The organism is Campylobacter troglodytis (genome assembly GCF_006864425.1).
Classification (GTDB): domain Bacteria; phylum Campylobacterota; class Campylobacteria; order Campylobacterales; family Campylobacteraceae; genus Campylobacter_D; species Campylobacter_D troglodytis.
Genome location: NZ_QHLI01000015.1, coordinates 1 through 25,433, shown reverse-complemented (window position 1 = coordinate 25,433; position 25,433 = coordinate 1). Strand labels below are relative to the sequence as shown.

Here is a 25,433-nt window from a genome sequence, read left to right as displayed (position 1 = left end):
TTTGCAAGAGTTTATAAGCTTTGTGCTTGATCTTGCTAAGGACTTAGGCTATGTTGGCATAGTGCTTTTAATGACTGTTGAAAGCTGCTTTATACCCTTTCCTAGCGAGGTGGTGATGATACCTGCTGGATATTTGGCAAGCAAGGGCGAGATGAATGCCTTTGTGGCTGTGTTTTGTGGGGTGCTTGGTTCTGTTTTGGGTGCTTTGATAAATTATTATATTTGCTATTTTTGGGGACGGTCCTTCGTGCTTAAATGGGGCAAATTCTTTGGCATAAGCGAGGCTAAGTTTATTAAATTTGAAGCCTTTTTTAACAGACACGGTGAATTTTCAACCTTTACTTGCAGACTTTTACCAGGCATTCGTCAATATATCTCAATGCCAGCGGGTTTGGTTAGGATGAATTTATTTAAATTCATCCTTTTTACTGCCTTGGGAAGCCTTATTTGGGTTAGTATATTAGTAGCACTTGGGTATTTTGTTGGAGAAAACGAGGAACTTTTAAGGCTTTACTTGCAAGAAATAATCATAGCCCTTGCGGTCTTTGTCCTACTTTTACTTCTTTTTTACATCAAATTTAAAAAAAAAGCAACTTAGCAAAATTAATTTTGCCTTGTCAAATATTTGTGAATTTTAAAAGCTTAGTCTTTTCAAATTTTTCAAAAAGCTCTTCTTTCTTGCAAAAATGCTTTTTAAGGATCTTAAATTAACAAGCCTTGAATTTTTTAATGAAGCCTTTGATTAAGAGTATAAATTAATTGGCTTATAAAAGCCCTCTCATTCACAAAGCATTAAAAATTTAGCCCTAAAATTAGTCCAAAAAATTCAGACAAGCTTTTTAAAAACCGTGGGTTTTTAAAATTTTTGTGAATTTTTTACAAAAACAAATTCACGCAAGGTGCTAAAATTCAAAGGCTTAAAAAAGCTTGAATTTTAAAAGCGAAAAATTCAACAAAAGGATTACAAATGCAGTTTAAAACCGAGGTTAATCAACTCTTAGAGCTTATGATTCACTCTCTTTATTCAAACAAGGAGATTTTTTTAAGAGAGCTTATCTCAAATGCGTCCGATGCACTTGATAAACTAAGTTTTTTAACAGTTAGTGATGATGCTTACAAGGAGCTTAAATTCACGCCTCGCATAGATCTTAAATTCGATGAAAAGGCTAAAACACTCATCATAGAGGATAACGGCATAGGCATGGACAAGGAGGACTTGCAAAATAATCTTGGAACCATAGCAAAAAGCGGCACAAAGAGCTTTTTAGAGAATTTAAGCGGGGATGCGAAAAAGGACAGCCAGCTCATAGGGCAGTTTGGAGTTGGCTTTTACTCAGCCTTTATGGTAGCGAGTAAGGTGGAGGTTTTAAGCCGCAAGGTGCTTGATAACAAGGCTTATTTGTGGAGCTCAGATGCAAAAGGCTATGAGCTAAGCGAGGCTGACAAAGACACGCAAGGCACAAAGATCACTCTTTATCTTAAGGATGAGGAGTTTTTAAATAGCTACCGTCTTGAAAATATCATTTCTAAATACTCAAATCACATTCAATTTCCCATCTTTTTAGAAAAAGAAGAGCTTGTTTTTTTAAGCGAGGAGGATAAAAAAGAGGGCAAAGAGCCTAAAAAAGAGCTTAAAATTGAGCAAATAAACGCAGCCACCGCACTTTGGAGGCAAAATAAGTCTAAAATAAAACAAGATGATTATGAGAAATTCTACGAGCAAAATTTTCACGATTCTCAAAAGCCCCTGCTTCACATTCACACTAAAAGCGAGGGCAAATTTGAGTATAACACCTTATTTTTTATCCCAAGTAGCCAGCCCTTTGATCTATTTAGAGTGGATTATCAAAGCGGCTTAAAGCTTTATGTAAAGAGGGTTTTCATCACAGATGATGATAAGGAATTATTGCCAAGCTATCTTCGCTTTGTGCGTGGTATAATAGATGTAGAGGATCTGCCCCTAAATGTAAGCCGTGAAATTTTACAAGAAAACATCATCTTAAAAGCCGTCAAAGAAGCTAGTGTAAAGAAAATTTTAAGCGAGCTTAAAAAGCTACAAGAAAAGGACAAGGACAAATACAAAGAATTTTTCAAGCTCTTTGGCAAGGTCTTAAAAGAAGGGCTTTACGGTTGGGGGGCTGAGAGGGAAAGTTTGTTGAATTTAATGCTATTTAAAAGCTCAAAAAATGAGGATTTAAACTCTTTAGCTGATTATAAGGCTCGTGTAAAAAATGAGCAAAAAGAGATCTTTTATCTAACAGGTAATAACGAAGCCCTGTTAAGAAATTCGCCCCTACTTGAAAGCTACAAGGCAAAGGATATTGAGGTTTTGCTCTTTGATGATGAGATAGATACACTCATAGCTCCAAGTTTGCCTGAATTTGAGGGGCTAAAATTCACAGCTATCAATCAAGTAGAAAGCAAGGAGGAGTTAAGCGAGGAGGAGCAAAAGTCCTTTGCGCCACTTCTAGCTAAATTCAAGGAGCTTTTAAAGGACGAGGTGGATGATGTTAGAGCTACTTTGAGGCTTGATAAGAGTGTAGGTTGCATAGTTTATGATAAAAATAAGCCAGATTTTGCTATGCAGCAGCTCTTAAAGCAAATGGGGCAAGAACAAAAGGTTAAGCCTATCTTAGAGCTAAATCCAAGGCACGAAATTTTTGCTAAATTAAAAGAAAATGAGACCTTCGCACCAGATCTAGCTCAAATAGTTCTTGGTATGGCAAAGTTAAGCGAGGGGGTTGGCATTGAGGAGCCAAGTGCCTTTAATAATGCCTTAAATAAGATCATATTAAAGGCTTTGAGTTGATAATGAGCGAACCCATAAACGAGGCTATCTTGCAGGACTATCAAATCTTTGATGTTCGCACAAAGGAGGAGTGGCAACAAAGCGGTGTGATTAAGGATGCTATCTTGCTTACTCTGACCCTTGATAATGGCTCAATTGATCCTGATTTTGTGGCTAAATTTGAAAAGCTAGCAGATAAAAGCAAGGAAATAGCCTTTGTTTGTGCTGCAGGACACCGCTCATCTGTGGCTACTCATTTGATTAAATCAAAGCTAGGGCTTGATACTACGAATTTAAAGGGCGGTATGCACTCTTTAATAGCCCAGGGCTATAAAACAGTGCCTTATAGGGACTTAAAATGATCTTTTATCTTTTAATAGCAGCTTTAAGCTTTTTGATGCTTTATTTTGCTGTTAAAAAATTCACGCTAAACATAGACGAAAAATCGCTTTTAGAGCCTGTGAAGGTTAGCGTTTATCCTGAATTTTGCGATCTAATCAACGAAAAAATCGTGGCATTTAAAAAACAAGCACAAAGCTTTGAAAATGTTTTATTGGATAATGAGACAAAAAATGAATGCCTTGAAAAACTAGGCGATCTATCTAGAAAACTCATCTTCATACAAACTATGAATTTAAGCAAAAAAAATGATCAAATTTGGCAAAATGAGCTTTTTGGCTTTTTAAAAGAGCTTGAAGCTGTGGTAATTTCTCATTTTAAGGACGGCGAAAAAAAAGCTGATGAGCTAAGAGAAGATCTTTTAGCTGAGTTTAAGAAGTTACAAGAAAAGGCTTGAATTTAATTTTTGTTTTTTGCTGTGTTGAGGGCTTAGAGTTAGCTTTGCTGCTTTTAGGCTTTTGCTTTCTTTGTGCGGAATACGGAATATAGCTTACGGAATGCTGGAAAGGGATTTTGAATTTAGGTTAAAAAATACATATTATGAAATACCGACAAGGTGTTTTAAATTCAGATTACAAAAGACATATTGTGGGATACCGACAAGGGATTTTGAATTTTGTGTGAATTTAACTTGCCAAAAAATTCTCAATATATCTTTCGTATTCTATCTTTTGTAATCCATAATCTGCAATCCACCTCCCATTTAAAAAGATCTTAGCTTTGCTTTTTAAGTCTGAGATGAAAGCTATGACTTAGAGCCACAGCTATGGCATCTGTTACATCAAGGGGTTTTATTTCTTTTTGAATTCCAAGCAATCTTCTTACCATAAAGGCCACTTGTTCCTTTGTAGCCTTGCCATTTCCTGTTACTGTTTTTTTGATTTGAAGGGGGGTGTATTCGGCAAATTCTCCGTGAATTTGTAGGATCTTTAAGCTTAATGCCCCTCTAAATTGGGCAAGCTTTAAAACAGATTTTGGATTATAGGCATAAAAAATATCCTCAATCGCCACCTCATCAAAGCTATGAGCCTTAAAGATCAGATCAAGCCCCTCGCAAAGCTCAGTGATTTGAAACTGCAAGCTGCTAGGCTTGATCTTGATAAGCCCAGCCTCGATCAAAGAAGCCCTGCCTCCCCTTGTTTCCACAACCGCATATCCACAAAATCTACTGCCAGGATCTATGCCTAAGATCTTCATATCCTTGCCCTCATAGCTTAGCCCAAATTCTTTTTATAAAGATCAAAAAGCACAAAACCCCAGCTAAATAAGGCTAAAACCACAGTTAAAAATACCCCAGCACTAGCACAGTCCTTGGCTATCTTTGCCTTTGGATGAAAATCTTTTGTAACTAGATCCACACAGGCCTCAATAGCTGAATTTATACACTCTGCTATAAGTATGAGAAATAAAACTCCCACCAAGATAAGATGATTTTCTAGGCTTAGTGGCAAAAAAAAGCTTAAAATAAGAGCTGGAACTATGAAGATAAGCTCTAAGAGAAAGGATCTTTCATTTTTAAGCATAGCTAAGAGTCCTTGCATAGCATAGTGCCAATTAGAAAGAAGATTATATTTTGGTTTCATTAAAACTCTTTTGTGATTTAGTTCTTGTAATATCTTAGCTTAAATATTTTTGTAATTTTAACAAAGTTTTATAAAGATTGTTTTATCTTGTTTATCAAGTTGATAAACTGTTAAATTTTTTCACTAAAAAGCATTACAAAAAACAAGGCTTGATACTTAAAAAAATGGATCTTGTTTGAAAAGCTTGTGTATTTTATACTATAATTTCACCAAGCATTACAAAGGATCAAAGATGTTTAATTTTTTGAATTTTTATCTAAATTTAAGGCTTTTAAGGGCAAAACAGTTTATAGTTTTGCTTTTTGTTTGCTTATTATTTACAGCTTGTGAGAAGAAAAACGAGTATGTGAGGGCTCAAACTAGTGGGATCTTAGAGCATCAACAAGAACTTTTTGTTGAATTTGATGAGGCATTTTCTAAACAACATACTCTAAATGAGCTTTTGAAAAATGGCAAAATCACCACAAAGCTAAATGGCAAAGAATTACAAATTCCAGCAAGTCTTAGAGCAAACACCTTAAAGCTTAATCTAAACTTAAAAGCAAACAGCACATATAAGCTTAGCATTGACACCTTTGATACAGTTGTTAAGCTAGATTTTAAAACAGCCCCCCTTAAACTTTTTATAAAGAAGGCAAATTTTTATGATTATAAGGGCAAAGCCTTCTTTGCTTCTAGCTTTGAGTCAAGCTTTGATCTTGGTGAGGAGTATGAAAAAAACATCGTGCTTAAAAAGGATGGCAAGGAGCTTAAATTTATCATAACCAAAAGCGATAGCGAAAATTTCTATGTGCTAGAAAGCGAGGAGTTTGAGCTTAGCGAGGAAAATCAAAATATGATCCTAGTCTTTAAAAAGGCTTTAGGGCTTGAAAAGGATTTATCTTTTGAGTATTTTAGTAACGCCAAAGACGAGCTAGTCCTTCAAGCTGCTACAAGCAAGGGCAGGGAAATTGAGCTAAGTTTTAACACAGAACTTGATAATAAACAAAACATAAAAGATTTCATCCGCATAAGCCCAAAGGTAGAGTTTAATGCCCTCATCAGTGGCAACGCAATCAAGCTAGTAGGGGGCTTTGTCATAGGGCAAAGCTATGAGATAAGCGTAATGCAGGGCTTAAAGGCAAGGGATAAAACTGTTAGCACTCAAGAATTTAGTGCAACCGTTAGCTTTTCTGACTTAGAGCCAAGCCTTGCCTTTTCAAGCGATGGGGTGTTTTTGCCAAGTGGGGCGCAAAGAAAAATCGCCTTTAAAAGCCTAAATGTCAAAAAGGTGAAATTAGAACTTTACAAAATTTACGCAAATAATCTCGCAGAATATTTGCGTTACCGCAATTTCCAAGCCAAGAAAAAATTAAGCTCAGAACAAAGCGAAATCATAGGCTGGGAGGGCGAAGCCCTAGAATACACAGGGGATTTGATCTTAGAGCGTGAATTTGATATAGCTAGCAACAAAAATCAATGGACGCAAAATGAAATACAACTTGACGCACTCAAGGATTTAAGCGGGGTTTTCATAGTCTCTTTGAAATTTGATGAAAAGGGGACGGAGTATGATTTTAGCGAGATTGAAGATTATGAAAGGTATGAGTTTTTTAGAAAAAGGGCTGAGATTAGCAAGCATTTGATCTTCTCAAATTTGGCTTTAAGTGCTGAGAGTATAAATAAGCAAATCTTTGTAAATGTCCGTGATTTTACCACTATGCAAGCATTAAGTGGGGTTAAAATAGAGGCGATTAGCAAGAAAAATCAAGTTGTTGCAGAGGCTACAAGCGATAGCAATGGCGAGGTAATTTTAGAGGCAAGCGATGATAAGGTGCTATTTTTGCTAGCTCATAAAGACGGGCAAGCGAGCATTTTAAGGCTCTCAAACCCCCTTTCTACTGATGGCTTTGATGTTAGTGGGCTTATGAATGCAGGCAAAATCAAGGCTTTCATATACACAGAAAGGGGTGTGTATCGTCCAGGAGACACTATTCATTTAAATGTGGTAGCCAAAAACGAAAAAACTGCTTTAAATCACCCTATAAATTTGACGGTTAAAGATCCGCGTGGTAAGATTTTAAGCGGCTTTGATAAGGCAAAATTAGAGCCTATCAGCGATGGTATGTTTTATGCAAAGATTGAGCTAGATAAAGCGGCTGAAACGGGCGTTTATGAGGCATTTTTAGACATTGCAGGGGAGAGTTTTTATGAGAAGATTCTAGTGCAAACTGTCGCTCCAAACCGCATAGAAGTAGAGCTTAAAACGGCTGAGTTTATAAATATAAATGAAACAAGCCTTGTTGATTTTAGCATTGTTGCAAGATACCTTTTTGGTGCACCTGCAAGTGGCTTAAAGGCACAAACAAAGCTTTATGTAAGCAAAAAAAGCTTTGCAAACGCCCTTTATCCAAACTATATTTTTGAAAATCCAAGCCTTTACATAAGAAGTGATGATGATGAGGATGAGGGGGTTTTAGATGAGCAAGGAATGCTTGCTTCAAGCTTTGAGCTAGCTAGTGCTATCTTAAAGGCTCAGGGCTTGAATTTTAACGCAAAACTAAGCACAGAGGTCTTTGAAAAGGGCGGTAGAAGTGTAAAAAATGTCGCAAATGTTGAATTGCGAAAATATGATTATTTTGTGGGCATCAAAAGGCTTGAAAATAATTACCTAAATTCAAACGATAAAATCAGCTTTGAAATCATAGTAAGCGACTTGCAAAACAAGCTCTTAAAGGGCAAAAAGCTAGAATACAAGATCTATCAAAGCCGTGCTTCTTGGTGGTGGGATTATGATTCTTACAGCGATTTTGTGCGCTCTATAAAGAAGGATAAAAACTCACAAATAATTGCAAGTGGAGAGCTAACAAGTGCTGATAAACCAGTGCTTTTAGACTTTGAAAGCAAGGATAAATTCGGGGATATGTTCATAGAAATAATAGATCAAGCAAGTGGGGTAAGCACAGGACAAAACTTTTATATAAGCTCCTGGGGTGAGCCTCATAGTGCTGACATTCAAAGTGCCTTGAAGATCAAAAGCGACAAGCCCAGCTACAAAATAGGCGACAAGGCGAAAATCGAATTTGAAAGCACGAAAAACGCCAAGGCACTCGTTACTTTAAGCAACAACGAGGGCATTATCAAACGCTTTGTGCTTGATACAAGGGATAAAAGCACTGAATTTGAAGTGGCTATCGAAAAGAACTTCGCACCAAATATCTACGCGAGCGTGAGCTTACTGCAAGAGTATGAGAGCTGGCAAAATGATAGGGCTTTAAGGCTCTTTGGTGTCGTGCCTATAAAGGTTGAAGACAGCGAAAGCAAGCTGAATTTAAGCATAAAAGCACCTGAGAAAATCCTACCACAAAGCGAGTTTGAAGTGGAAATTCAAAGTAGCGACAAAAAGCCTTATACCTACACCTTGGCTATTGTCGATGAGGGTTTGTTGAGCCTAACAAATTTCAAAACGCCGGATATTTGGGGGTATTTTTACGCAAAAACAGGCTTTAAATTAAAGGTCTTTGATACCTATGATAAAATCATAGCCAAAACCTTTGGCGAGGTAGCAAAGGTGCTAACAACGGGCGGAGATAGGATGCTAATGATGAGTGCTGCAAACCGCGCTAAAAAGAGCAAAGAGGATGAGCAAGCGGATAGATTTAAGCCTGTTGTTCTTTATCAAGCCCCTGTGAAAACGGATAAAAACGGCTTTGCAAAAGTGAAATTCACAATGCCATCCTATATGGGCTCTGTGCGTGTGATGGCTGTGGGTGCAAATGAGAGAGCTTTTGGTGCTAGCGATAAAAGCATTTTGGTCTCAGCTCCCGTGCTTATGCTTGAAACCCTGCCAAGAAGTTTGAGAATAGGCGATGAGTTTAAACTACTTGTGCAGGTTTTTAAAATAGATAAAAATGTCAAAAATGCAAGTCTTAGCATAAAAAGCAAAAACAAACTTTTAAGCCTTGAAAAAAACACTTTAAGCGTGGATTTTAGCAAGGGGGATACTCAAAATGTTTATTTTGATGTTAGAGTAAATAACGAAAACATAGGCATTGAGGAGCTTGAATTTGAGTTAAAGGCTGGAAAATACAGCTATAAAAGTCAAAGCGAGATAGACATAAAGGCAAAAAATGCTTATAGCTTCGCTAGTGAGGACTTTGTGATAAAAGCCGGTGAGAGCAAGGAAGTAGGCATTGATGAGAGCTTTTTAAGGGGTAGCACAGCGGCTATTTTAAAGCTTAGCCCAACGCCCATTTTAAATTTAGATAAACGCTTGAATTTCTTGCTTCGCTATCCTTATGGTTGTATAGAACAAACCACAAGTGCGGTTTTGCCTCAGCTCTTCCTTGATAAATTCAGCTACAAGGCAGATAAGCAAAAGATTATCAACAACATAAACGCTGCCATTGCAAGATTTAGTGGCTTTCAAACAGCAAATGGGGGCTTTGCCTACTGGCAAGGTGGCAATGAGGCTGATATTTGGGGAAGTAATTATGCTGGGCTTTTCTTACTAGTAGCCAAGGACGCTGGATATTTTGTGCCACAAAGCCTTTATAATAGATGGCTAAATTACGAGAAAAACTTCGTCAAGCAAAATGCTTTAAATAGAAACGAAATGGTGATTTATCAAGCAAATTCGCTCTTTTTGCTAGCCCTAGCAAAAGAACCAAACATCTCAGCTATGAATGTGCTTTATGAGAAGTTTAAATCAAGCCTTGATAATACCAGCCTTTGGCAGCTTGCCGCTGCTTACAAGCTAGCTGGTATGGATGAAATCGCTTTAAAAATTGCAAGAAACACCAGCACAGAGCCAAATTTAAACAAGCATTATTACTCATATAGCTACGGCTCAGCCCTTCGCGATAAGGCTATCATAGCAAATGCCTATAAAATAGTGTATGGCAAAAACCACAGCGAGCTTTTAAAAGAGCTAGGAACGCATTTAAAAAGTGATGCTTATTTATCCACTCAAAGTGCTGGCTATGCCCTTTATGCCTTGGCTTTGGGGCTTGATTTAAATGAGAATACGCAAGGTGCGGCTATGAATGCTTCTGTGAATTTAAACGGCAAAGAAGTGAAATTTGCGCAAAACTCAGTTCAAAGCCTTGAATTTACAAGCGGTAAGGCTGTGATAAAAACTCAAAAAGATTTATTTGCTAGCTTTGCAGTTGAGGGTATTAAAAAAGAAATCCCCAAGCCTTTTAGCAATAATCTTACAATAACTCGCAGCTTTTTTGACGAAAGGGGCAACGAAATAAGCGAGGACGCACTTAAAAGCTCACAAGCTTTTTATATGAAGCTTAACGTGGCTCAAAATGGAAGTTTTGGAGAAATTCAAAATCTCGCCTTAACTCAAATCTTACCAAGTGGCTGGGAGGTGGCAAATACCCTTTTAAACGATGAAGCCCCAAGTTTTGCAAGAAGCTCACAATATGATTTTATCGACATAAGAGATGATAAAATTATGTGGTTTTTTGCCCTATATAACAAAAAGGATTTTTACATAAGGCTAAATGCCATAACTCCGGGCAAATACACGCTTACAGGTGCTTTTGTGGAGGCTATGTATGATGATAGTTTTCAGGCTTTAAGTGAGGGAAAAGCTGTTGCGGTGGAGCAGTAATTGCACTGCTTATAAAAAAACTGTGGATTTTAAAGATTTTGTGCGTTTAAAATTCACGGTTTGGGAGAAAATTTATAGCCTTTTAAAGGGCTTGAATTTTAAAAAAAGCGTGAATTTTTTTAAAACATTCACACTCTTTTGTAGAAAAAATTACTCAAAACTTAAAGTGAAAATTTGTAGCCTTTTAAAAAGCTTAAATTACAAAAAAAGCGTGAATTTTTCAAAGAAATTCACGCAAATTCAAGCAAAAATTCACGGTTTAAAGGGCGTGAATTTTTTAAAAAACTTTAAATTTTCATTTAAACTAACCCTAAAAAATTCACTAAAACTCACTTTCTTTTTAATCTTTCTTTGCCTTTTTTTAAGCACTCTTTTTGTGTATCTTTCTTTTAATGTAAATGAGCTTCAAAGAGGCTTTGAGAGCCGTTACAGCAAGGTTTTATTTGATAGAAATAAGGTAGTTTTAAGTGCCTTTATAAACGAAAAAGAACAATGGCATTTAAGCGAAAATACGGTTCTAAAAAAGCTAGAAATAGCCGTCATTGAGTATGAGGATAAAAAATTTAATTCACATTTTGGGGTTGATTTTTTGGCACTAGCTCGAGCTTTTTTTAAAAACTTTACCGCTAGCAAAAAAAGCGGGGCAAGCACCATTTCTATGCAGGTGATTAAACTTTATGAGCAAAACGAACGCACATATTTAAACAAAGTTAGCGAAATCATCAAGGCAATAAAACTTGACGCTACGCTTTCAAAAGATGAGATTTTAAGGCTTTATCTAAATAATGCACCTTATGGGGGAAATTTAGTGGGCTTTTCATCTGCGATTTTGTTTTATTTTGACAAGGACCCTTTGAATTTGTCTTGGAGCGAGGCTGCACTTTTAGCAGTTTTGCCAAATGCGCCGGGCTTAATGAATCTAGAAAAAAACAAACACAAATTAAAAGAAAAAAGAGATAGGCTTTTGCATAGGCTTTTTGAAAGGGGGCATTTTGATGAAACTAGCCTAAAATTAGCCCTAGCCGAGCCACTGCCTAGCTTTAAGCCACGGCGAAATTTAGCCCCACACTTAGCCCTTCGCCTTTTAAACGACAAGCAAAAGCAGATCATTTCAAGCATAGATAAGGATATTCAGGTGAAATTTGAGCAAAAGGCTAGGGATTTTAGTCTTAGCTTGAAAAGACAGGGCATTAAAAATTTAGCTGTGATGCTTGTAAGTAGCAAAAGTGGGGAGGTGCTTGCTTATCTTGGCTCACAGGATTTTTACGATGAGGAGAATTTAGGACAGGTAAATGGGGTGGTGGCAAAGCGAAGCGTGGGTTCAACCTTAAAGCCCTTTTTGTTTGCCTTGGCTATGGATGAGGGGCTTATTTCTTTAAATTCTTTAATGCTTGATGTGCCAACCTTTTTTTCGACCTTTAGTCCTCAAAATGCAAATAAAAAATATTACGGATTAATTCGTGCCAAAGAAGCCTTGCAAAGATCCTTAAATGTGCCCTTTGTGAGCTTGCTGCAAAATTACGGCTACGAGCGATTTTTTTACGAGATAAAGGACTTTGTGGGCTTTGAGGATGAGGATTACGCAAGATATGGCTTATCTTTCATACTTGGCACGAAGGAAATGAGCCTTGAAGAGCTTACAAGGCTTTATCTAAGCCTTGCAAATTATGGGGAAATGAAGGATTTGACATATTTTGTCTCTGAGGGTGAAAATTTGAATTTCAATGATTTAAGTTTGAGATCAAAGGAAGATCTAGCCTTGAATTTAAATACAAAGCAAACAGTGAAGTTCAATGAAGGCTTGAAGTTAGGTGAAAATTCAAGTTTAAAAGAGTTTGAAACATTAAAGGATTTAAGTGAAAGCTTGAATTTAAATGAGGGTCTAAGCTTGAAGGCAAATTCAAGCGAGTTAAATTCACAAGGGGGTTTGAATTTAAATGAAACTGTGAATTTAAGCACAAAGACAATTTTAAATGAAAGCTTGAATTTAAATTCAAAGGACACAGTGATCTTCAATGATAGCTTACATTCAAGCGAAAATTCAAAGGAAAATTCAAGCTTGATCTTAAATGAAGATTTAAATCCAAAGGAGATTTTAAATTCAAGTGAGCATTTAAATTCAAATAAAAATTCAAATAAGGCTTTGAATTTTTCTTTAAATTCAAGCAAAAATTTAAAAGAAAATTCAAAGCAAAGACAGTTTTTTTCAAGAGGCAGTGCCTATCTTACCCTTGAAGCCTTAAAAGAGCTTAAACGCGTTGGCGTTGAGGAATATAATCAAAAGGATAAAATTGTTTCTTGGAAGACAGGCACAAGCTACGGCCGCAAGGACGCTTGGGCTTTGGGGGTTACGCCGCTTTACACGCTTGGCGTTTGGGTTGGAAATTTCACAGGCGAAGCAAATGCGAATTTATATGGGGTAAGCATTGCAGGAGAGCTTTTTTTTGAGCTTTTGGGTTTGCTTGATGAGCTAAATTTAGACTTTTTGCCAAGTGAGGATCTAATTAGCCTTAAAATAGACGCACCCACAGGATACCGCTATGATTTAAATGTAAGTAGCACTCACACGCTTTATCCACGGGATGCAAAGGCTTTGCGTGTGTCGCCTTTTTTGAAAAAAAGCTATGAATTTAATGGACGTGAGCTTAACTCGCTTGATAAGGACTTTGTAAGAGCTTTGCCAAAAATAAAGCTTAATTTGCCCCCTCACGCACTTGCCTTTTTTGAGGAAGCAAAACTTAGCCTTGATAAAAACAAGGCGCTTAAAATTTTATATCCAAGCTCAAATTTACATTTAGTTGCCACGAAAGATTTAGACAAAAAAAATGCCCTAATCGTGCGTGTGGCAAATTTAAAAAACGAAAGGCTTTTTTGGTATCTTAACAATGCCTTGATTTACGAGGGCTTTGACAAGAGCCTTGCTTTGAATTTAAAGTCTGACAAATACGAGCTTTTTATCATCTCTCAAAGCGGAGATAGCGATAGGGTGAGTTTTGTGGTGGAGTAGGGGGGAGCTTTGCCAATTTGAAAAAAAGCTATGAATTTAAAGGACGCAAAATCAACTCATTTGACAAGGACCTTGCAAAAGCGTCTCCTAAAATAAAACTTAATCTACCACCACAAGCCCTTGTCTTTTTTAAGTAAGCAAAGCTTAGTATTAGCTTCATTTTGCTTTTTAAACTTGCCCTTATCAAGCCTTGCTAGCTATCTCATAGCTGTTACTTTTGCTTTTGATATGCCCTATTTAACCTTCTTTAAAACTCTAAATTTGAGAAGTTTATGCAAAAAAGCAAGGCTTATGAAAATGGATTTTTTTTAAAAGTATGGCATTTTTAAAAAAGCGTTGTGTAGCTTACTAGCGAAGAGTTTGTAAATTCAAGGCATTTTTTTATAACTTTGTGAATTCTTAGCACACTCTTAGAATGACAAGTGCATCAAACAACAAAAACACTTTGTCAATCCAATATGGCATTTGTCTAAGTTCAATGCCTTTTAAAAAAGCCTAAAAGATCCGCTTTTTGTCATCAATCAAGGCTAATTTTAAAAGCCTAGCCTTGCTAGGCAAAAGCAGCTTAATCCTTTGAATGCGTAACTGCTTTTACCCATTTGCCGTATTTGTCATTATGCTCTATGTCAAAAACAGTAAATTCAGCCAGATCATAGCTATGATGTCCTAGTATGAGTTGTTGAATTTCTTGCAAATGTTGCTTTGTGGTTTTAAAGCTTAATCGATACTCCTTTTCATCATAAAACTCATCCCTCCACATATAAATGCTTTCTATCTTGCTAATTTGCGCACAAGCAATTAGCTTTTTTTCTAGCAAAAGATCAATCAAAGACCTAGCTTCCTTCTTACTTGCAACTGTGGTTTGAATTAAGATAAACATAATTTGTCCTTTGTTTGAGATGAGAAAGTATAGCATTTATTTTGACAAAGTTAAGTGAAATTATCAAAAAATTCACAAAAAGCCTTGTATGAATTTAATGAGTGTTTGAATTTTATTTAGCATTAAGCTTTATCATTAAGCCAAGCTTTTTGCAAAAGACAAAAAGCCTAATCAACAGTTTAAAAATACCAAAAAACTATGCTATAATTTCAAATCTTTAAAAAGGACAAACTATGAAAAAACTACTAGTGCTAGGCTCTATCTTCTTGCTTTTAATTGCCTTTTATTTTGGGCAAATTGCTTATATGGGAGTACTTAATGAGAAATTATTTAAGCTTCAAACAAGCCAAAACGAGTTTTTGACCTTTACTGAAACTAGCTTTGAAAAGGGCTTTTTCACCTCAAATGCTAGGTTTAAGGCAAAGATCAAAGCTGATCAGTATCCTTTAAATCAACTCTCACTCAGTGAGGCACAGGAGCTACTTAGTGTTGAAGCCACAGTGCTTTTTAAAAACAATATCTTTGCTAAAAATAATGCCATAATGCACTTTCAAAGCCCTATTTTTGATCTCATAGAAGAGCTAACAAATGGGGATATAAAGGCTAGGGATCTTATTATTATAAAGGCTGATTTGTCCTTGCTTGGAAATGTTACTGTTAGGGCTGAGGTGGCTGATCTTTCGTATGAAGAAGATTATGGTAGTTTCAAGCTTACAGGCTTAAAGAGTAAGGGTGAGTTTGATCTGCAAGGGCTTATGAAGAAAAGTTCTTTTGAGCTAAGTGGGTTTAATTATACAGAAAGTAGCAGTTTCATACCCTTTAATTTTGATCTTAAAGAACTTTTTTATCAAGAAGATTATGGAAAGGGAGTAAGGCTTAAGGATTATTTGGTAGGCATTGTTGAATCAAAGGGAGCGCTTAGTGTTAAAAGCATTGAGCTTATGGATCTACAATTAGATGGCATTAAAACTAGCTTTGAAAGCTTTTTAAGCAAGGATGATGATAAGCTTTTAAATGCAAATGCCAGCATAGACATAAACTCCATAAACTCCTCTCTTGCTAATATAAATTTAAATAAATTCAAAAGCGAGTTTGAGCTAAGAAATGTATCTTCACAGTTTTTACAAGACTTTTACGAGCAAGATATAAATAAGCTAGACACAAAGGATTTAGCACAAAACTTTTTTCAAAGTGGGGCCAGTTTGTCCTTGAATACCTTAGAATTTAGCTCAAAGGATGATAAGTTTAACTCAAAAGGAGAGTTAAGAGGCACAAATGAGGGCTACAAGCTAAGCTATGAAGCACAAAGTAGTGCTGTAATCAGCGAGATCCTGCCTCCCCTTGTGCTTTTTGGGCTTAACCGCTTTTTTGTAGAAAAGGAAGGAAGATACAGCCTAAGCTTGAATTTAGAAACAGATTTTAAGGACTATAAATTAAATGTAAATGGAGAGGAATTAAGCTTTGGGTTTGATGAGGTAGAAGATGAGGCACTTGTTGATGAGCTTTTTGATGATGAGGTGCTTCTTGATGATGAGGCGATCTTAGAAGATGAGGATTATCAGCCTCCTTTAATAGAACTTCCTTAATGCAAAATTTAGCCTTAAAATTTCGCCCCAAAAGCCTAAAAGAGCTACTAGGACAAGCTGAGTTAGTGGGGCTTTTTGAAAAATTCATACAAAGACAAAAGCTACCACACAGTATATTTTTTGGACCTGCAGGTTGTGGGAAGACTAGCTTTGCAAGGGCTGTTGCTAGGGACTTTGGATTGGATTTTTATGAATTTGATGGGGGTAATTTTAAGCTTGAAGAGCTAAGAAAGATCATAAATAAATACGAAGAAAGCCTCTATAAGCCTTTGATCTTCATAGATGAAATTCACCGCCTTTCAAAAACCCAGCAAGAAATGCTACTCTTACCCCTTGAAAATTTCAAATGTATCTTAATAGGAGCAAGTACGGAAAATCCTTTCTTCGTGCTAAGCTCAGGCATAAGAAGTAGGGTGATGCTCTTTGAATTTAAGGCTTTAAGCGAGGATGAGTTAAGTCCTTTGTTAGAAAGGGTACAAGGCGAGTTAAGGCTTGAATTTAAAGATGAGGCAAAGGCTTATGTGCTAAAAATTTCAGCAGGAGATGCAAGAGCGGCTTTGAATTTAATAGAATATGCCCTGCTTATAGATGAAAATGCCATCAAGCTTGAAACCCTTAAAAAGCTAAAAGCAAAGGCTTTAAATGATGGGGTTAGCTCAAAGGATACACATTACCGCTTGGCTAGTTCTTTCATTAAGAGTATGAGAGGAAGCGACATAGACGCAGCACTTTACTATCTAGCAAGGCTCATTGAGGGAGGCGAGAGTGCGGATTTTATAGCAAGAAGGCTTGTGATCTTTGCAAGTGAGGATATAGGAAATGCCGACACAAATGCCTTGCACCTTGCTACAAGCACCTTAATCGCTGTTAAAAACATAGGCTATCCAGAAGCCCGCATACCCTTGGCACAATGCACAGTTTATCTTGCAAGTGCTGTTAAATCAAACTCCTCTTATGAAGCCATAAACAAGGCTTTAACTTTCGTGCAAAATAACCCCCCCCTGCCTATCTTAGCACATCTTGACAATAATAGCTCTGAGGCAAAAAACTATCTTTATCCTCATAGCTTTGGAGGCTATGTCAAACAGCAATACCTAGCTAAGCCCTTGAAATTCTATGAAAGCAAGGGCTATGGGGCTGAGAAAAAACTTCACCAGTGGCTAGAAAATTTTAAAAAGGCTTAGTTTTTTCATATCCATAAATTTCGTAAGGCTTAGTTTTTTATATCCATAACTTCGTTTTGAATTTTTCATTTTTTCATTTTTTCATTTTTTCACAGCTTTTGCTTTTTTACACTTGATTTTAGGTAATTTTGTCTTATTTTTTGCCATTGTAACTTAGACTTTGTCTTTAAAAGCTCATTTGTGTCTCATTCTTTCATATGTAAATAGTAAAATATGAAACTTGTGAATTTTAACCACAAGCTTATACCCTTGAATTTTTACATAAGCCTTTTATAACAAAATATTTTCTCATCTAAGTTTTACTAAGCATTTCAAAGCCCAGTTTCTCGTGCTAATAAAATTTCTTTGCCAAAGTCAAGCTCCTACAAACAAAGTTTTTTGCCAAAGCTCAATTTCTTTTGCAAATTTAAGTGTCTCATACAAAACCTAGCTTTTTTAAAAAACCTTTGCCTTCAAGGCAAAAATATAAATTAAGCTAAATTTAAACAACAAAAATCCTTTAAACTTAGAGATTTGAAACAAGCCTTTAAATAAATTTAAGCTTTTTTTGATAAAAAGCCTTCTAATTATGCTAATATAAAGCTTATATTTAATTTAAAGGAGGACAGTATGAGAACTGTTAAGCTTAGTTTGATAGCAGCCCTTGCTGCTGGTTCGTTTTCAACCCTGAGTGCGAAGTCCTTAGAAGAGGCTATTAAAAATGTAGATCTAAGCGGCTTTGCTTGGTACCGTTATGATACGGGCCGTTTTACAAAAAAGACCCTAGACGGTGGAGGCTATGATCTAAATGCAGCAGGAGTGCCATATCCAGGAACTCATAGATATAGGGTAGAACTTGGAGTGAAGGCTGATATAGGAGATGGCTTTAGTATCTTCGGACAACTTCTTCATTCTAGCAACAACCACAGCTTTGCTGAAGGAAATTGGCCACAAGGAGCTGTTACAAATAGAACCTTTAATCTAAAACAAGCCTATTTGGAGTATGCAAATGCTGATTATGGCTTGAATTTAAAGCTTGGTCGTCAAAATCTTAACACAGTTTGGACCGATGATCTAGCTGGTATGGCTGCTAAGGCTTCTTATTCTGTGGATGGTTTAACTGTGGCACTTTTTGCAGTAGATAGCTTTGAGGATGATGGGGCAAATAATGCAGCAGGAGATGATGAGGCGAATTTTACTTATTTGATAGGAAATAGGCTTGCTGCAAACAATACTACAACCCTAAGTCAAGACACTGCTAGAAGCTGGAATGCAAGGCTGTATAAATATAATATGTACGGAGGTGCTGTGCTTGGTGATTTTGAGGGTTTCAAGGCTGAGCTTTGGGGTGCTTATTGGCAAAAAACTGCCAATCTTTGGGCATTAAAGCTTGATTATAACTTGCAATTTTCAGAGGATGCTAGCTGGAGACTTCATGCAAACTACTACGGCAACACAGTTAATAAGGAGCTTAAAGAGCTTGTAAATTTAGACAACGGTCAACTTGTCAATCTAAAAGGCGAGATTAAAGCCCACGGCTTTGATGCTAGTTTGGGCGGCATTATGTTTGGTAAAAAGCAAAAATACACACTCAACACCATTGAAGAGCCTACAGGAAATGATGGGGATCTCTTTATAGGCACAGAGATCTTTTATCAAAGAGGTTCTTGGGCTGTTTTATCACAGGGGCAAAATAGATATGGGTATTTTGATCTTGGCTATACCCTGCCCTCTGATATAAGAATAGGACTTAGAGGGGTTTATGGAGGAACCAAGATAGGCTCTGGCTCAGCTACCTTTGATGCAAGAAACGGTGGGGGTAAAAAGATGGAAGGCGTGGCTAGAATTAGCTGGAAGTATAATGATAGCCTAAGCTTTTTAACCTACTACTCATATCTTAACACAAAGGCAAAAAACGGACTTGGGGCTTCAAAAGATGCAACAAGCACAAAAAATGCCATTCGCTTTCAGGCTAGATATGATTTCTAGCTCATAAACTAAGAGGTTAGCTTACTAACCTCTTCTTGCTTTTAAATTCAAGGATCAATTAAACTTTTATGGATTTTGTCAAATTAAAATTTAGAGGGTTGATACTCTTAGCCTAAAATTACCTTTGATTTTTCCAGATCAATTTTCATCAAATTTAAGATTCAATTAAACTTAATAGGATTTTTTCTTAGCGATTTTAATAAATTTTGATGAGAATTTTGCCCTAAATTTTTTGTATTGTATGCAAATTCCTTTCTTTTAAATGAATAATAAATTTTTGGCGATTGATACTCTTAGCCTAAAATTACCTAGGATTTTCTCTAATTCATTTTAATTTTGGCTTAATTAAACTTAAGCGGATTTTATCTTATCATTTTTAGTAAGATTTTATACAAAGCTTGATCTTGAATTTTCGTATTAGAACTAAATTCAGCCTCTTTTAAGTGCGTGAAAATTTCCTTGATCTGAAACTGAGCTAAGCTAGCCCTTGCAAGGCCTCTTCTATCACGAAGCTATAAGAGCATTAAGCAAAAAATTCTTTATGTGCTTAATCTGCTTTCTTTTGCAAATTTTGAATTTGAAGTGTTTTACGCTATCTTTTGCCATTATGTTTTCTTTAAGCAGATTTTGTCAAACATAAAAGTTTTTGTATAAATCTTTAAAAGACATGATAAAAGCTAGGTAAAAATAGCTCAAAATTTATTAACTTCGATCTGAGAACTTAGCAAAGAAGCCTTGTTTTTTATAGATCTTAATTTAAAAACCCTTTGATGTAAGTTTAATTGAATTAAGTTTCTTTTTTGAGAGTTTAAATTCAAAAGAGGGCATAAATTTAAGGTTTATTTTTCAAAAAAGGCATTATTTTTTGATTTTTTTTGTGGCAAAGAAACTCAAAAAATTCAAGCAAAGGCGTGAATTTTACTAATGTTAAGGTTCTATTTTAAAAAACTAAAATAGCCAATGTTAATTTGTGGGATTTTTCAAAGTCGTGATGTTTTGTCAATTTGAATTTTTTGTGAAGAATAAGCTAAAAAGAATTCAAGCAAAGGCGTGAATTCTTACAACCTTGCTTGTGAGATTTTTGCTAAAATGCTTAAATTCTTTGCTTAAAATTACAGTTATAATATTTCATCTAAAATGAACACCTTTTGAGCCTAAAAAGAGCTAAAAATTCAAGCTTAAAGCCTCATTCTTTAAAATAAATGCCTTATTTTCCAGCCTTTTCTATGTACTCTCCACGCACAGTATCTACTCTTATAACCTCTCCTTCTAGGACGTGAAAGGGTATTTGCACCACAGCTCCTGTTTCAAGGGTGGCTGGCTTTTTATTTGATCCTTGAGTGTCTCCTCTGAAATTTGGAGGGGTTTGTATGATTTTAAGCTCCACCACCTGAGGCACCTCAACTCCTATGGCTTTGCCATTGTGAAACATCACATCAACCATCATCCCATCAAGCATCCATTTTTTCGCCTCCCCTACATCATCTACGCTAATTGCTACTTGCTCATAAGTAGTAGTGTCCATAAACTGACAGTTTTCCCCATCATCATAGAGGTATTGCATTTTTTTATCTTCAAGATTTGGTGCCTCGCATTTATCCCCTGCGTGCATAGTTTTTTCAAGCACCCTGCCGTCTAAAAATGATTTTATTTTAATCCTAACAAAGGCAGGCCCCTTGCCCGGCTTTACATGCTGATACTCCACTATCTTAAAAGGAATTCCATCTATTTCAATCTTTAAGCCCTTTTTTAAATCTCCCATAGCATAAGTAGCCATCTTTGTCCTTTTTTGCAAAATAAAAAGACATTTTAGCTAAATTTTTTTAAAATTCACAGTTTATATCCTAAAAAATTAAGCCTTTTTAAACAGTGTAAATTTTTTAAGCCTTGAATTTAAAGACTTTTTGTCAAAAAATATTCTTTTGTTATTCTTTGTCTTTTGTAGATAAGAGGCTTAAAATTCACTATTTTGCGTGAATTTTTATAAGTTTTACTTGTGGCATTTTTGCGAAAATGCTAGATTTTTGGCTTCTTAGTAGAATGACCAATTTTGTCTAAAATCAATACTTTTGTAGAAAAATTCAATGTAGATTTTTATCTTTGCTTGATTAAAAGCCAAGTTTATAGCTTAAATTTGATTTTTAAATCTGCTTGTGATTTAAATCAACTTTGCTATAATCAAGCCAAAAAGCACTTTTTTAACCGCCTTTAAAGGAAGCAAAATGAAATTTAGCTTTGTTAGTATCTTTCCAAACCTAATCAAGCCTTATTTTGAGGACTCCATACTTGCAAAAGCACTTGAAAACAAGCTCTTTGAAATAGCCTTTTTTAATCCAAGAGCTTTTAGTTTGAACAAACACAAAAAGGTAGATGATTACCAAATAAGCGGAGGTGCAGGGCTTTTAATGCAAATTCAGCCTCTATTTGATACGCTTTTACACATAAAAAAACAAGATAATGCCGTTAAATTCATTTTTTTAAGCCCTGTTGCTAAGCCCTTTAAGCAAAAGGATGCCAAGAGATTAGCAAAAGAAGAGCATTTGTGCTTTGTTTGTGGTCGTTATGAGGGCATAGATGAGAGGGTGATTGAGAATTTTGCCGATGAGCTTTTTTGTGTGGGTGATTTTGTGCTAACGGGCGCAGAACTGCCAGCCCTAATGCTTTGTGATAGCATAGCTCGTAATATCAAAGGGGTTCTTGGCAATGAAGAAAGCTTAAAGGAGGAAAGCTTTGAAAATGATCTCTTAGAAGCACCCTCTTTTAGTAAGCCCTTTGAATTTGAAAAAGAGGGAGAGAAATTAAGCTCTATTTCAGCTTTTTTAAAGGGAAATCACGCTAAAATTAGCGATTTAAAACACAAATTATCTTTGTGTAAGACGAAGTTTTTTCGTCCATTTTTGGCTCAAAAAGCCAACTTAAAGGATAAATGATGAGAAATAAATTCATAGAGCAGTTTGAAGCAAAGCAACTTGAAGTAAAGAAGGTTCCTAGTTTTCGTGCTGGAGATACTCTAAGACTTGCCATTCGCATAAAAGAGGGAGAAAAAAGCCGCATACAAAATTTTGAAGGCGTTTGCATAGTAAGAAGAGGAGTAGGGGTTGGCGAGACCTTTACTGTTCGCAAGATAGGTGCTAATGGGGTTGGAGTTGAGAGAATTTTCCCTATTTATAGTGAGAGCTTAGAAGAAATAACCGTTCTTAGAAAGGGAAGGGTTCGCCGTGCAAGGCTTTATTATCTAAGAAACCGAAGAGGAAAGGCTGCTCGTATCAAAGAGCTAAAAAATTAAAGATTTTTTAAGGCTATATTATGACTTGGAGCAAAGAAAGTTGGAGATCCTTTCCCATAAAGCAGCAGCCTACTTATCCTAATGACAAAGAACTTCAAAGCACCCTACAAAGACTAGAAAAATTACCCCCTCTTATCTTCGCAGGAGAGGTTAGGAATTTAAAAGAAAAACTCGCACTTGTAGCAAACAAAGAGGCCTTTTTGCTACAAGGTGGAGACTGTGCTGAGAGCTTTGAGAATTTTGGTGCTGTAAATATTAGAGATATGTTTAAGCTCATCTTGCAAATGGCAATTGTGCTGACCTTTGCAGGAGGTTGCCCTGTGGTAAAGGTGGCACGTTTAGCAGGGCAGTTTGCAAAGCCTAGAAGTAGCGATTATGAGGATTTAGACGGACTTAGTCTTCCTAGCTACAGAGGCGACATTATAAATGGCTTTGAATTTAATGAAGAAGCAAGGGTACCTCAGCCAAAAAGAATGCTTGAGGCTTATTATCAAAGTGCTGCTACCTTGAATTTACTGCGAGGCTTTGCAAGAGGGGGGTTAGCGGATTTACATCAGGTGCATAATTGGAATTTGCGTTTTTTGAAAAAGGCTGAGCTTGGAAGTCGTTATGAGGCTTTAAGTGAGCAAATTTCTCAAGCACTTGCCTTTATGGAAGCTTGTGGCATCAGCTCAAAGAATGTGCCAAATTTAAGAGAAACTAGCATTTACACCTCACACGAAGCCTTGTTGCTACCTTATGAGGAGGCTTTAACCCGTGTAGATAGCACCAGTGGGGACATTTATGATTGCTCTGCTCATATGCTTTGGATAGGAGAAAGAACTCGTGGGCTTGATGAGGCTCATGTGCATTTTTTAAGTGGGGTTAAAAATCCCATAGGAGTAAAGGTAGGACCCACAGCAAAGCCAGATGAGATCAAAGCCCTTGCAGCCGCTCTTAATCCAAACAACGAAGCAGGAAGGCTAAATTTCATCATCAGAATGGGTGCTGATAAGATAGAAAGCAATTTACCTCCCATTTTAAAAGGGCTAAAAAGCGAGGGCTTAAATCTCATTTACAGCATAGATCCTATGCATGGAAACACAGTGAAGGCTGGTAATCTTAAAACCCGTGAATTTGATAAGATTGTAGCTGAGCTTAAAGCCTTCTTTGAGATAGCCTATGCTGAGGGCGTTTATGCGGGTGGGGTGCATTTGGAGATGACAGGACAAGATGTTACAGAATGCGTTGGCAGAAATGTTACCCCAGAAAATCTTCAAACCCGCTATGAAACCCAGTGCGATCCAAGGCTAAATGCCGAACAAGCCCTAGAAATAGCCTTTTTAATAGCCGATTTTGTAAAAAAGGCTAGGACGCAAAAAAACTAAGGCTTTGTGTCTTAATTGGACTGAATTTCTAAACTCAATGTAAGTAAGCTGAATTTAAAGACTTAAATTCAAAGCCTTTGTGAAAGGGTTAAGTAGCTTAGTTACTCTTTAAAACAAACCCAAAGCCTAGTGCTTTTAAAACTAGGCTTTTTATAAAGAACTTTTTATCTTGCCACAGTTTGCTATTTTTCAAAAGACTAGTTTGTATGATAAATCAAGGCTTTTTAAACAAAACCACAAATTTTGCCTCTTACAAACTCATAATTTCTCACTCAAAGCATACAAGCTTTCAAGGCAAACTTACAGTTTTACAAAATCTAAACAGCACTTTTGCTAAAATTATTAAGATTAAATTCAAAGGATAAAAATGAAACTTTATGGAATCAAAAATTGCAACTCAGTAAAAAAGGGCTGTGAATTTTTACAAAACTTAGGCTTGAAATATGACTTTTGCGACATTAAAAAGCTTGATGAGGCTACTTTGAAATTGTGGCTAGAACAAAAAGCCTTAAACGAGCTTATAAACTCCTCAGGCATTTCAGCTAAAAAATTAGGATTAAATAAAGAAAAAATAGCTAATCTTATGCAAGATTCAAAAGGTGTAACCGAGCTTGAAAGGCTAATCTTACAAAGCCCAAGCCTCATCAAAAGACCTGTCATAGAAAGTAAGGGGAAGGTTTATGTTGGCTTAGAGTATGAAAAAATAAAGGCTTAAATACAAACTCATTTTAAATTCAAAGAGGCTTTAAAATCTTTTGCCTTGCAAATTTAAAGCCTTAAAATTTTAAGCACCTTACTTGAAAGGATCTTAAAAAAGGCTAAAAGGCAAAAGCTAGCCTAGCTAGATTTTAATTTCTTAAACTCAACCCATTTCAAGAAATATAAAAGATGGTTTAAGGCATTTTGAAAATCCTATTGAGGTGGATTTAGCCCTTTTTGTTTTAAAATTCAAGGCTTTAAATTCAAGGCTTTTTACAAAAGAGACAAAAAATAAGAACTTTGAATTTTTTAAGGCTCAATGCTTAAAAACATTTCAATTTAAGCCTAAGATTAGGGCCTTAAATTCAAGCTCAAAACCATTTAGACTTTTTATAAAATGCTTTTTTAAAAGCCTTTTAAACTCTCTTTAAAAAGCGTTTAAAGGGCTTTTAAATTAAAAAATTGCATTAGTTTATAATGCCGTAATATAATCTTGTATGCAGTTTGAAAATTTATAAGGACTTTTGAAATGAAAGATTTAGTTTTAGACGAGATTTTGCAAGGCGACTGTGTGCAAATTCTTAAAACCTTGCCTGATAAAAGCGTGGATTTAATCTTTGCCGACCCGCCATATTTTATGCAAACAGAGGGTGAGTTACTTCGCACGAGTGGCGAGAAATTCAGCGGTGTGGAGGATGAGTGGGATAAATTTGAGTCCTTAAAGCATTATGATGAATTTTGCAAGGCTTGGCTTTGTGAGTGTCGCCGTGTGCTTAAAGAAAATGGTAGCATTTGGGTTATAGGCTCGTTTCAAAACATTTTTAGGCTTGGTTATATAATGCAAGATTTAGGCTTTTGGATACTTAATGATGTCATTTGGGCTAAGCCAAACCCTGTGCCAAATTTTAAAGGCACAAGGCTTTGTAACGCTCACGAGACTTTGATTTGGTGTAGTAAGAGTAAGAATTCAAAATACACCTTTAACTACAAAACAATGAAGCATTTAAACAATGACAAGCAAGAGCGAAGTGTTTGGAATATAGGCATTTGCATAGGAAATGAAAGGCTTAAAGGGCTTGATGGC

General features: G+C 36.1%; 19 protein-coding genes. 14 read left to right on the top strand and 5 right to left on the bottom strand.

Annotated features, from left to right (window positions below):
* Position 1 precedes the first annotated feature (1 nt).
* The 4 genes from DMC01_RS04630 to DMC01_RS04615 all read left to right on the top strand — a co-directional run bounded on the left by DMC01_RS04630 (position 2) and on the right by DMC01_RS04615 (position 3,584).
* On the top strand, positions 2-598 hold the full coding sequence (locus tag DMC01_RS04630) for a DedA family protein (protein WP_142693127.1): 597 nt from the start codon (positions 2-4) through the stop codon (positions 596-598).
* A gap of 369 nt (positions 599-967) precedes the next feature.
* A complete protein-coding gene (htpG, locus tag DMC01_RS04625) occupies positions 968-2,809 on the top strand; it encodes a molecular chaperone HtpG (protein ID WP_142693126.1) in 1,842 nt (613 codons plus the stop codon).
* A gap of 2 nt (positions 2,810-2,811) precedes the next feature.
* Positions 2,812-3,150, top strand: a complete 339-nt coding sequence (locus tag DMC01_RS04620; protein ID WP_142693125.1) for a rhodanese-like domain-containing protein — start codon at positions 2,812-2,814, stop codon at positions 3,148-3,150.
* Positions 3,147-3,584 carry a hypothetical protein gene (locus DMC01_RS04615; RefSeq protein ID WP_142693124.1) on the top strand — a complete coding sequence of 146 codons (438 nt, stop codon included), beginning with the start codon at positions 3,147-3,149 and terminating at the stop codon, positions 3,582-3,584. Before DMC01_RS04620 ends, DMC01_RS04615 begins: the two co-directional genes overlap by 4 nt.
* A 317-nt stretch (positions 3,585-3,901) precedes the next feature.
* On the opposite strand, the gene ruvC is transcribed toward DMC01_RS04615, so the two are convergent.
* Both ruvC and DMC01_RS04605 read right to left on the bottom strand, forming a co-directional pair.
* A complete protein-coding gene (gene ruvC / locus DMC01_RS04610) occupies positions 3,902-4,384 on the bottom strand; it encodes a crossover junction endodeoxyribonuclease RuvC (protein ID WP_142693123.1) in 483 nt (160 codons plus the stop codon).
* Between the two features lie 17 nt (positions 4,385-4,401).
* Positions 4,402-4,770, bottom strand: a complete 369-nt coding sequence (locus DMC01_RS04605; protein ID WP_142693122.1) for a diacylglycerol kinase — start codon at positions 4,768-4,770, stop codon at positions 4,402-4,404.
* 232 nt (positions 4,771-5,002) lie between these two features.
* Here DMC01_RS04605 and DMC01_RS04600 point away from each other — a divergent pair, with 232 nt between their 5' ends.
* Both DMC01_RS04600 and pbpC read left to right on the top strand, forming a co-directional pair.
* The gene (locus DMC01_RS04600) at positions 5,003-10,372 is read left to right on the top strand and encodes an alpha-2-macroglobulin family protein (protein ID WP_142693121.1); all 5,370 of its coding nucleotides are present in this window, start codon (positions 5,003-5,005) and stop codon (positions 10,370-10,372) included.
* 268 nt (positions 10,373-10,640) lie between these two features.
* Positions 10,641-13,379: a penicillin-binding protein 1C gene (gene pbpC / locus DMC01_RS04595; RefSeq protein WP_221887129.1), complete on the top strand. Its 2,739-nt coding sequence runs from the start codon at positions 10,641-10,643 to the stop codon at positions 13,377-13,379.
* Positions 13,380-13,407: 28 nt separating this feature from the next.
* Here pbpC and DMC01_RS15825 read toward each other — a convergent pair whose 3' ends face one another.
* On the bottom strand, positions 13,408-13,539 hold the full coding sequence (locus DMC01_RS15825) for a hypothetical protein (protein WP_282432251.1): 132 nt from the start codon (positions 13,537-13,539) through the stop codon (positions 13,408-13,410).
* A gap of 405 nt (positions 13,540-13,944) precedes the next feature.
* A complete protein-coding gene (cutA, locus tag DMC01_RS04590; protein WP_185908700.1) occupies positions 13,945-14,259 on the bottom strand; it encodes a divalent-cation tolerance protein CutA in 315 nt (104 codons plus the stop codon).
* Positions 14,260-14,492: 233 nt separating this feature from the next.
* On the opposite strand from cutA, the gene DMC01_RS04585 reads away from it, so the two are divergent.
* From DMC01_RS04585 to DMC01_RS04575, 3 genes are all read left to right on the top strand, one after another.
* Positions 14,493-15,845 carry a DUF945 family protein gene (locus tag DMC01_RS04585; protein ID WP_142693118.1) on the top strand — a complete coding sequence of 451 codons (1,353 nt, stop codon included), beginning with the start codon at positions 14,493-14,495 and terminating at the stop codon, positions 15,843-15,845.
* Positions 15,845-17,029, top strand: a complete 1,185-nt coding sequence (locus tag DMC01_RS04580; protein WP_142693117.1) for a replication-associated recombination protein A — start codon at positions 15,845-15,847, stop codon at positions 17,027-17,029. Before DMC01_RS04585 ends, DMC01_RS04580 begins: the two co-directional genes overlap by 1 nt.
* Before the next feature lie 609 nt (positions 17,030-17,638).
* Positions 17,639-18,997 (top strand): major outer membrane protein, encoded by a 1,359-nt coding sequence (locus tag DMC01_RS04575; RefSeq protein ID WP_142693116.1) that lies wholly within the window; start codon positions 17,639-17,641, stop codon positions 18,995-18,997.
* Between the two features lie 1,207 nt (positions 18,998-20,204).
* Here DMC01_RS04575 and efp read toward each other — a convergent pair.
* Positions 20,205-20,774: an elongation factor P gene (efp, locus tag DMC01_RS04570; protein WP_142693115.1), complete on the bottom strand. Its 570-nt coding sequence runs from the start codon at positions 20,772-20,774 to the stop codon at positions 20,205-20,207.
* Between the two features lie 445 nt (positions 20,775-21,219).
* On the opposite strand from efp, the gene trmD reads away from it, so the two are divergent.
* From trmD to DMC01_RS04545, 5 genes are all read left to right on the top strand, one after another.
* A complete protein-coding gene (gene trmD / locus DMC01_RS04565; RefSeq protein WP_142693114.1) occupies positions 21,220-21,927 on the top strand; it encodes a tRNA (guanosine(37)-N1)-methyltransferase TrmD in 708 nt (235 codons plus the stop codon).
* Entirely contained in the window at positions 21,927-22,283 is a 357-nt protein-coding gene (gene rplS, locus DMC01_RS04560; protein ID WP_142693113.1) for a 50S ribosomal protein L19, read from the top strand. Before trmD ends, rplS begins: the two co-directional genes overlap by 1 nt.
* A 20-nt stretch (positions 22,284-22,303) precedes the next feature.
* On the top strand, positions 22,304-23,650 hold the full coding sequence (locus DMC01_RS04555) for a class II 3-deoxy-7-phosphoheptulonate synthase (RefSeq protein ID WP_142693112.1): 1,347 nt from the start codon (positions 22,304-22,306) through the stop codon (positions 23,648-23,650).
* Between the two features lie 367 nt (positions 23,651-24,017).
* Positions 24,018-24,365, top strand: coding sequence for an ArsC/Spx/MgsR family protein (locus DMC01_RS04550; protein ID WP_142693111.1), 348 nt, complete (start codon positions 24,018-24,020; stop codon positions 24,363-24,365).
* A 513-nt stretch (positions 24,366-24,878) separates the two neighbouring features.
* A partial coding sequence (locus DMC01_RS04545; RefSeq protein WP_142693110.1) for a DNA-methyltransferase occupies positions 24,879-25,433 on the top strand: 555 nt, incomplete at its 3' end.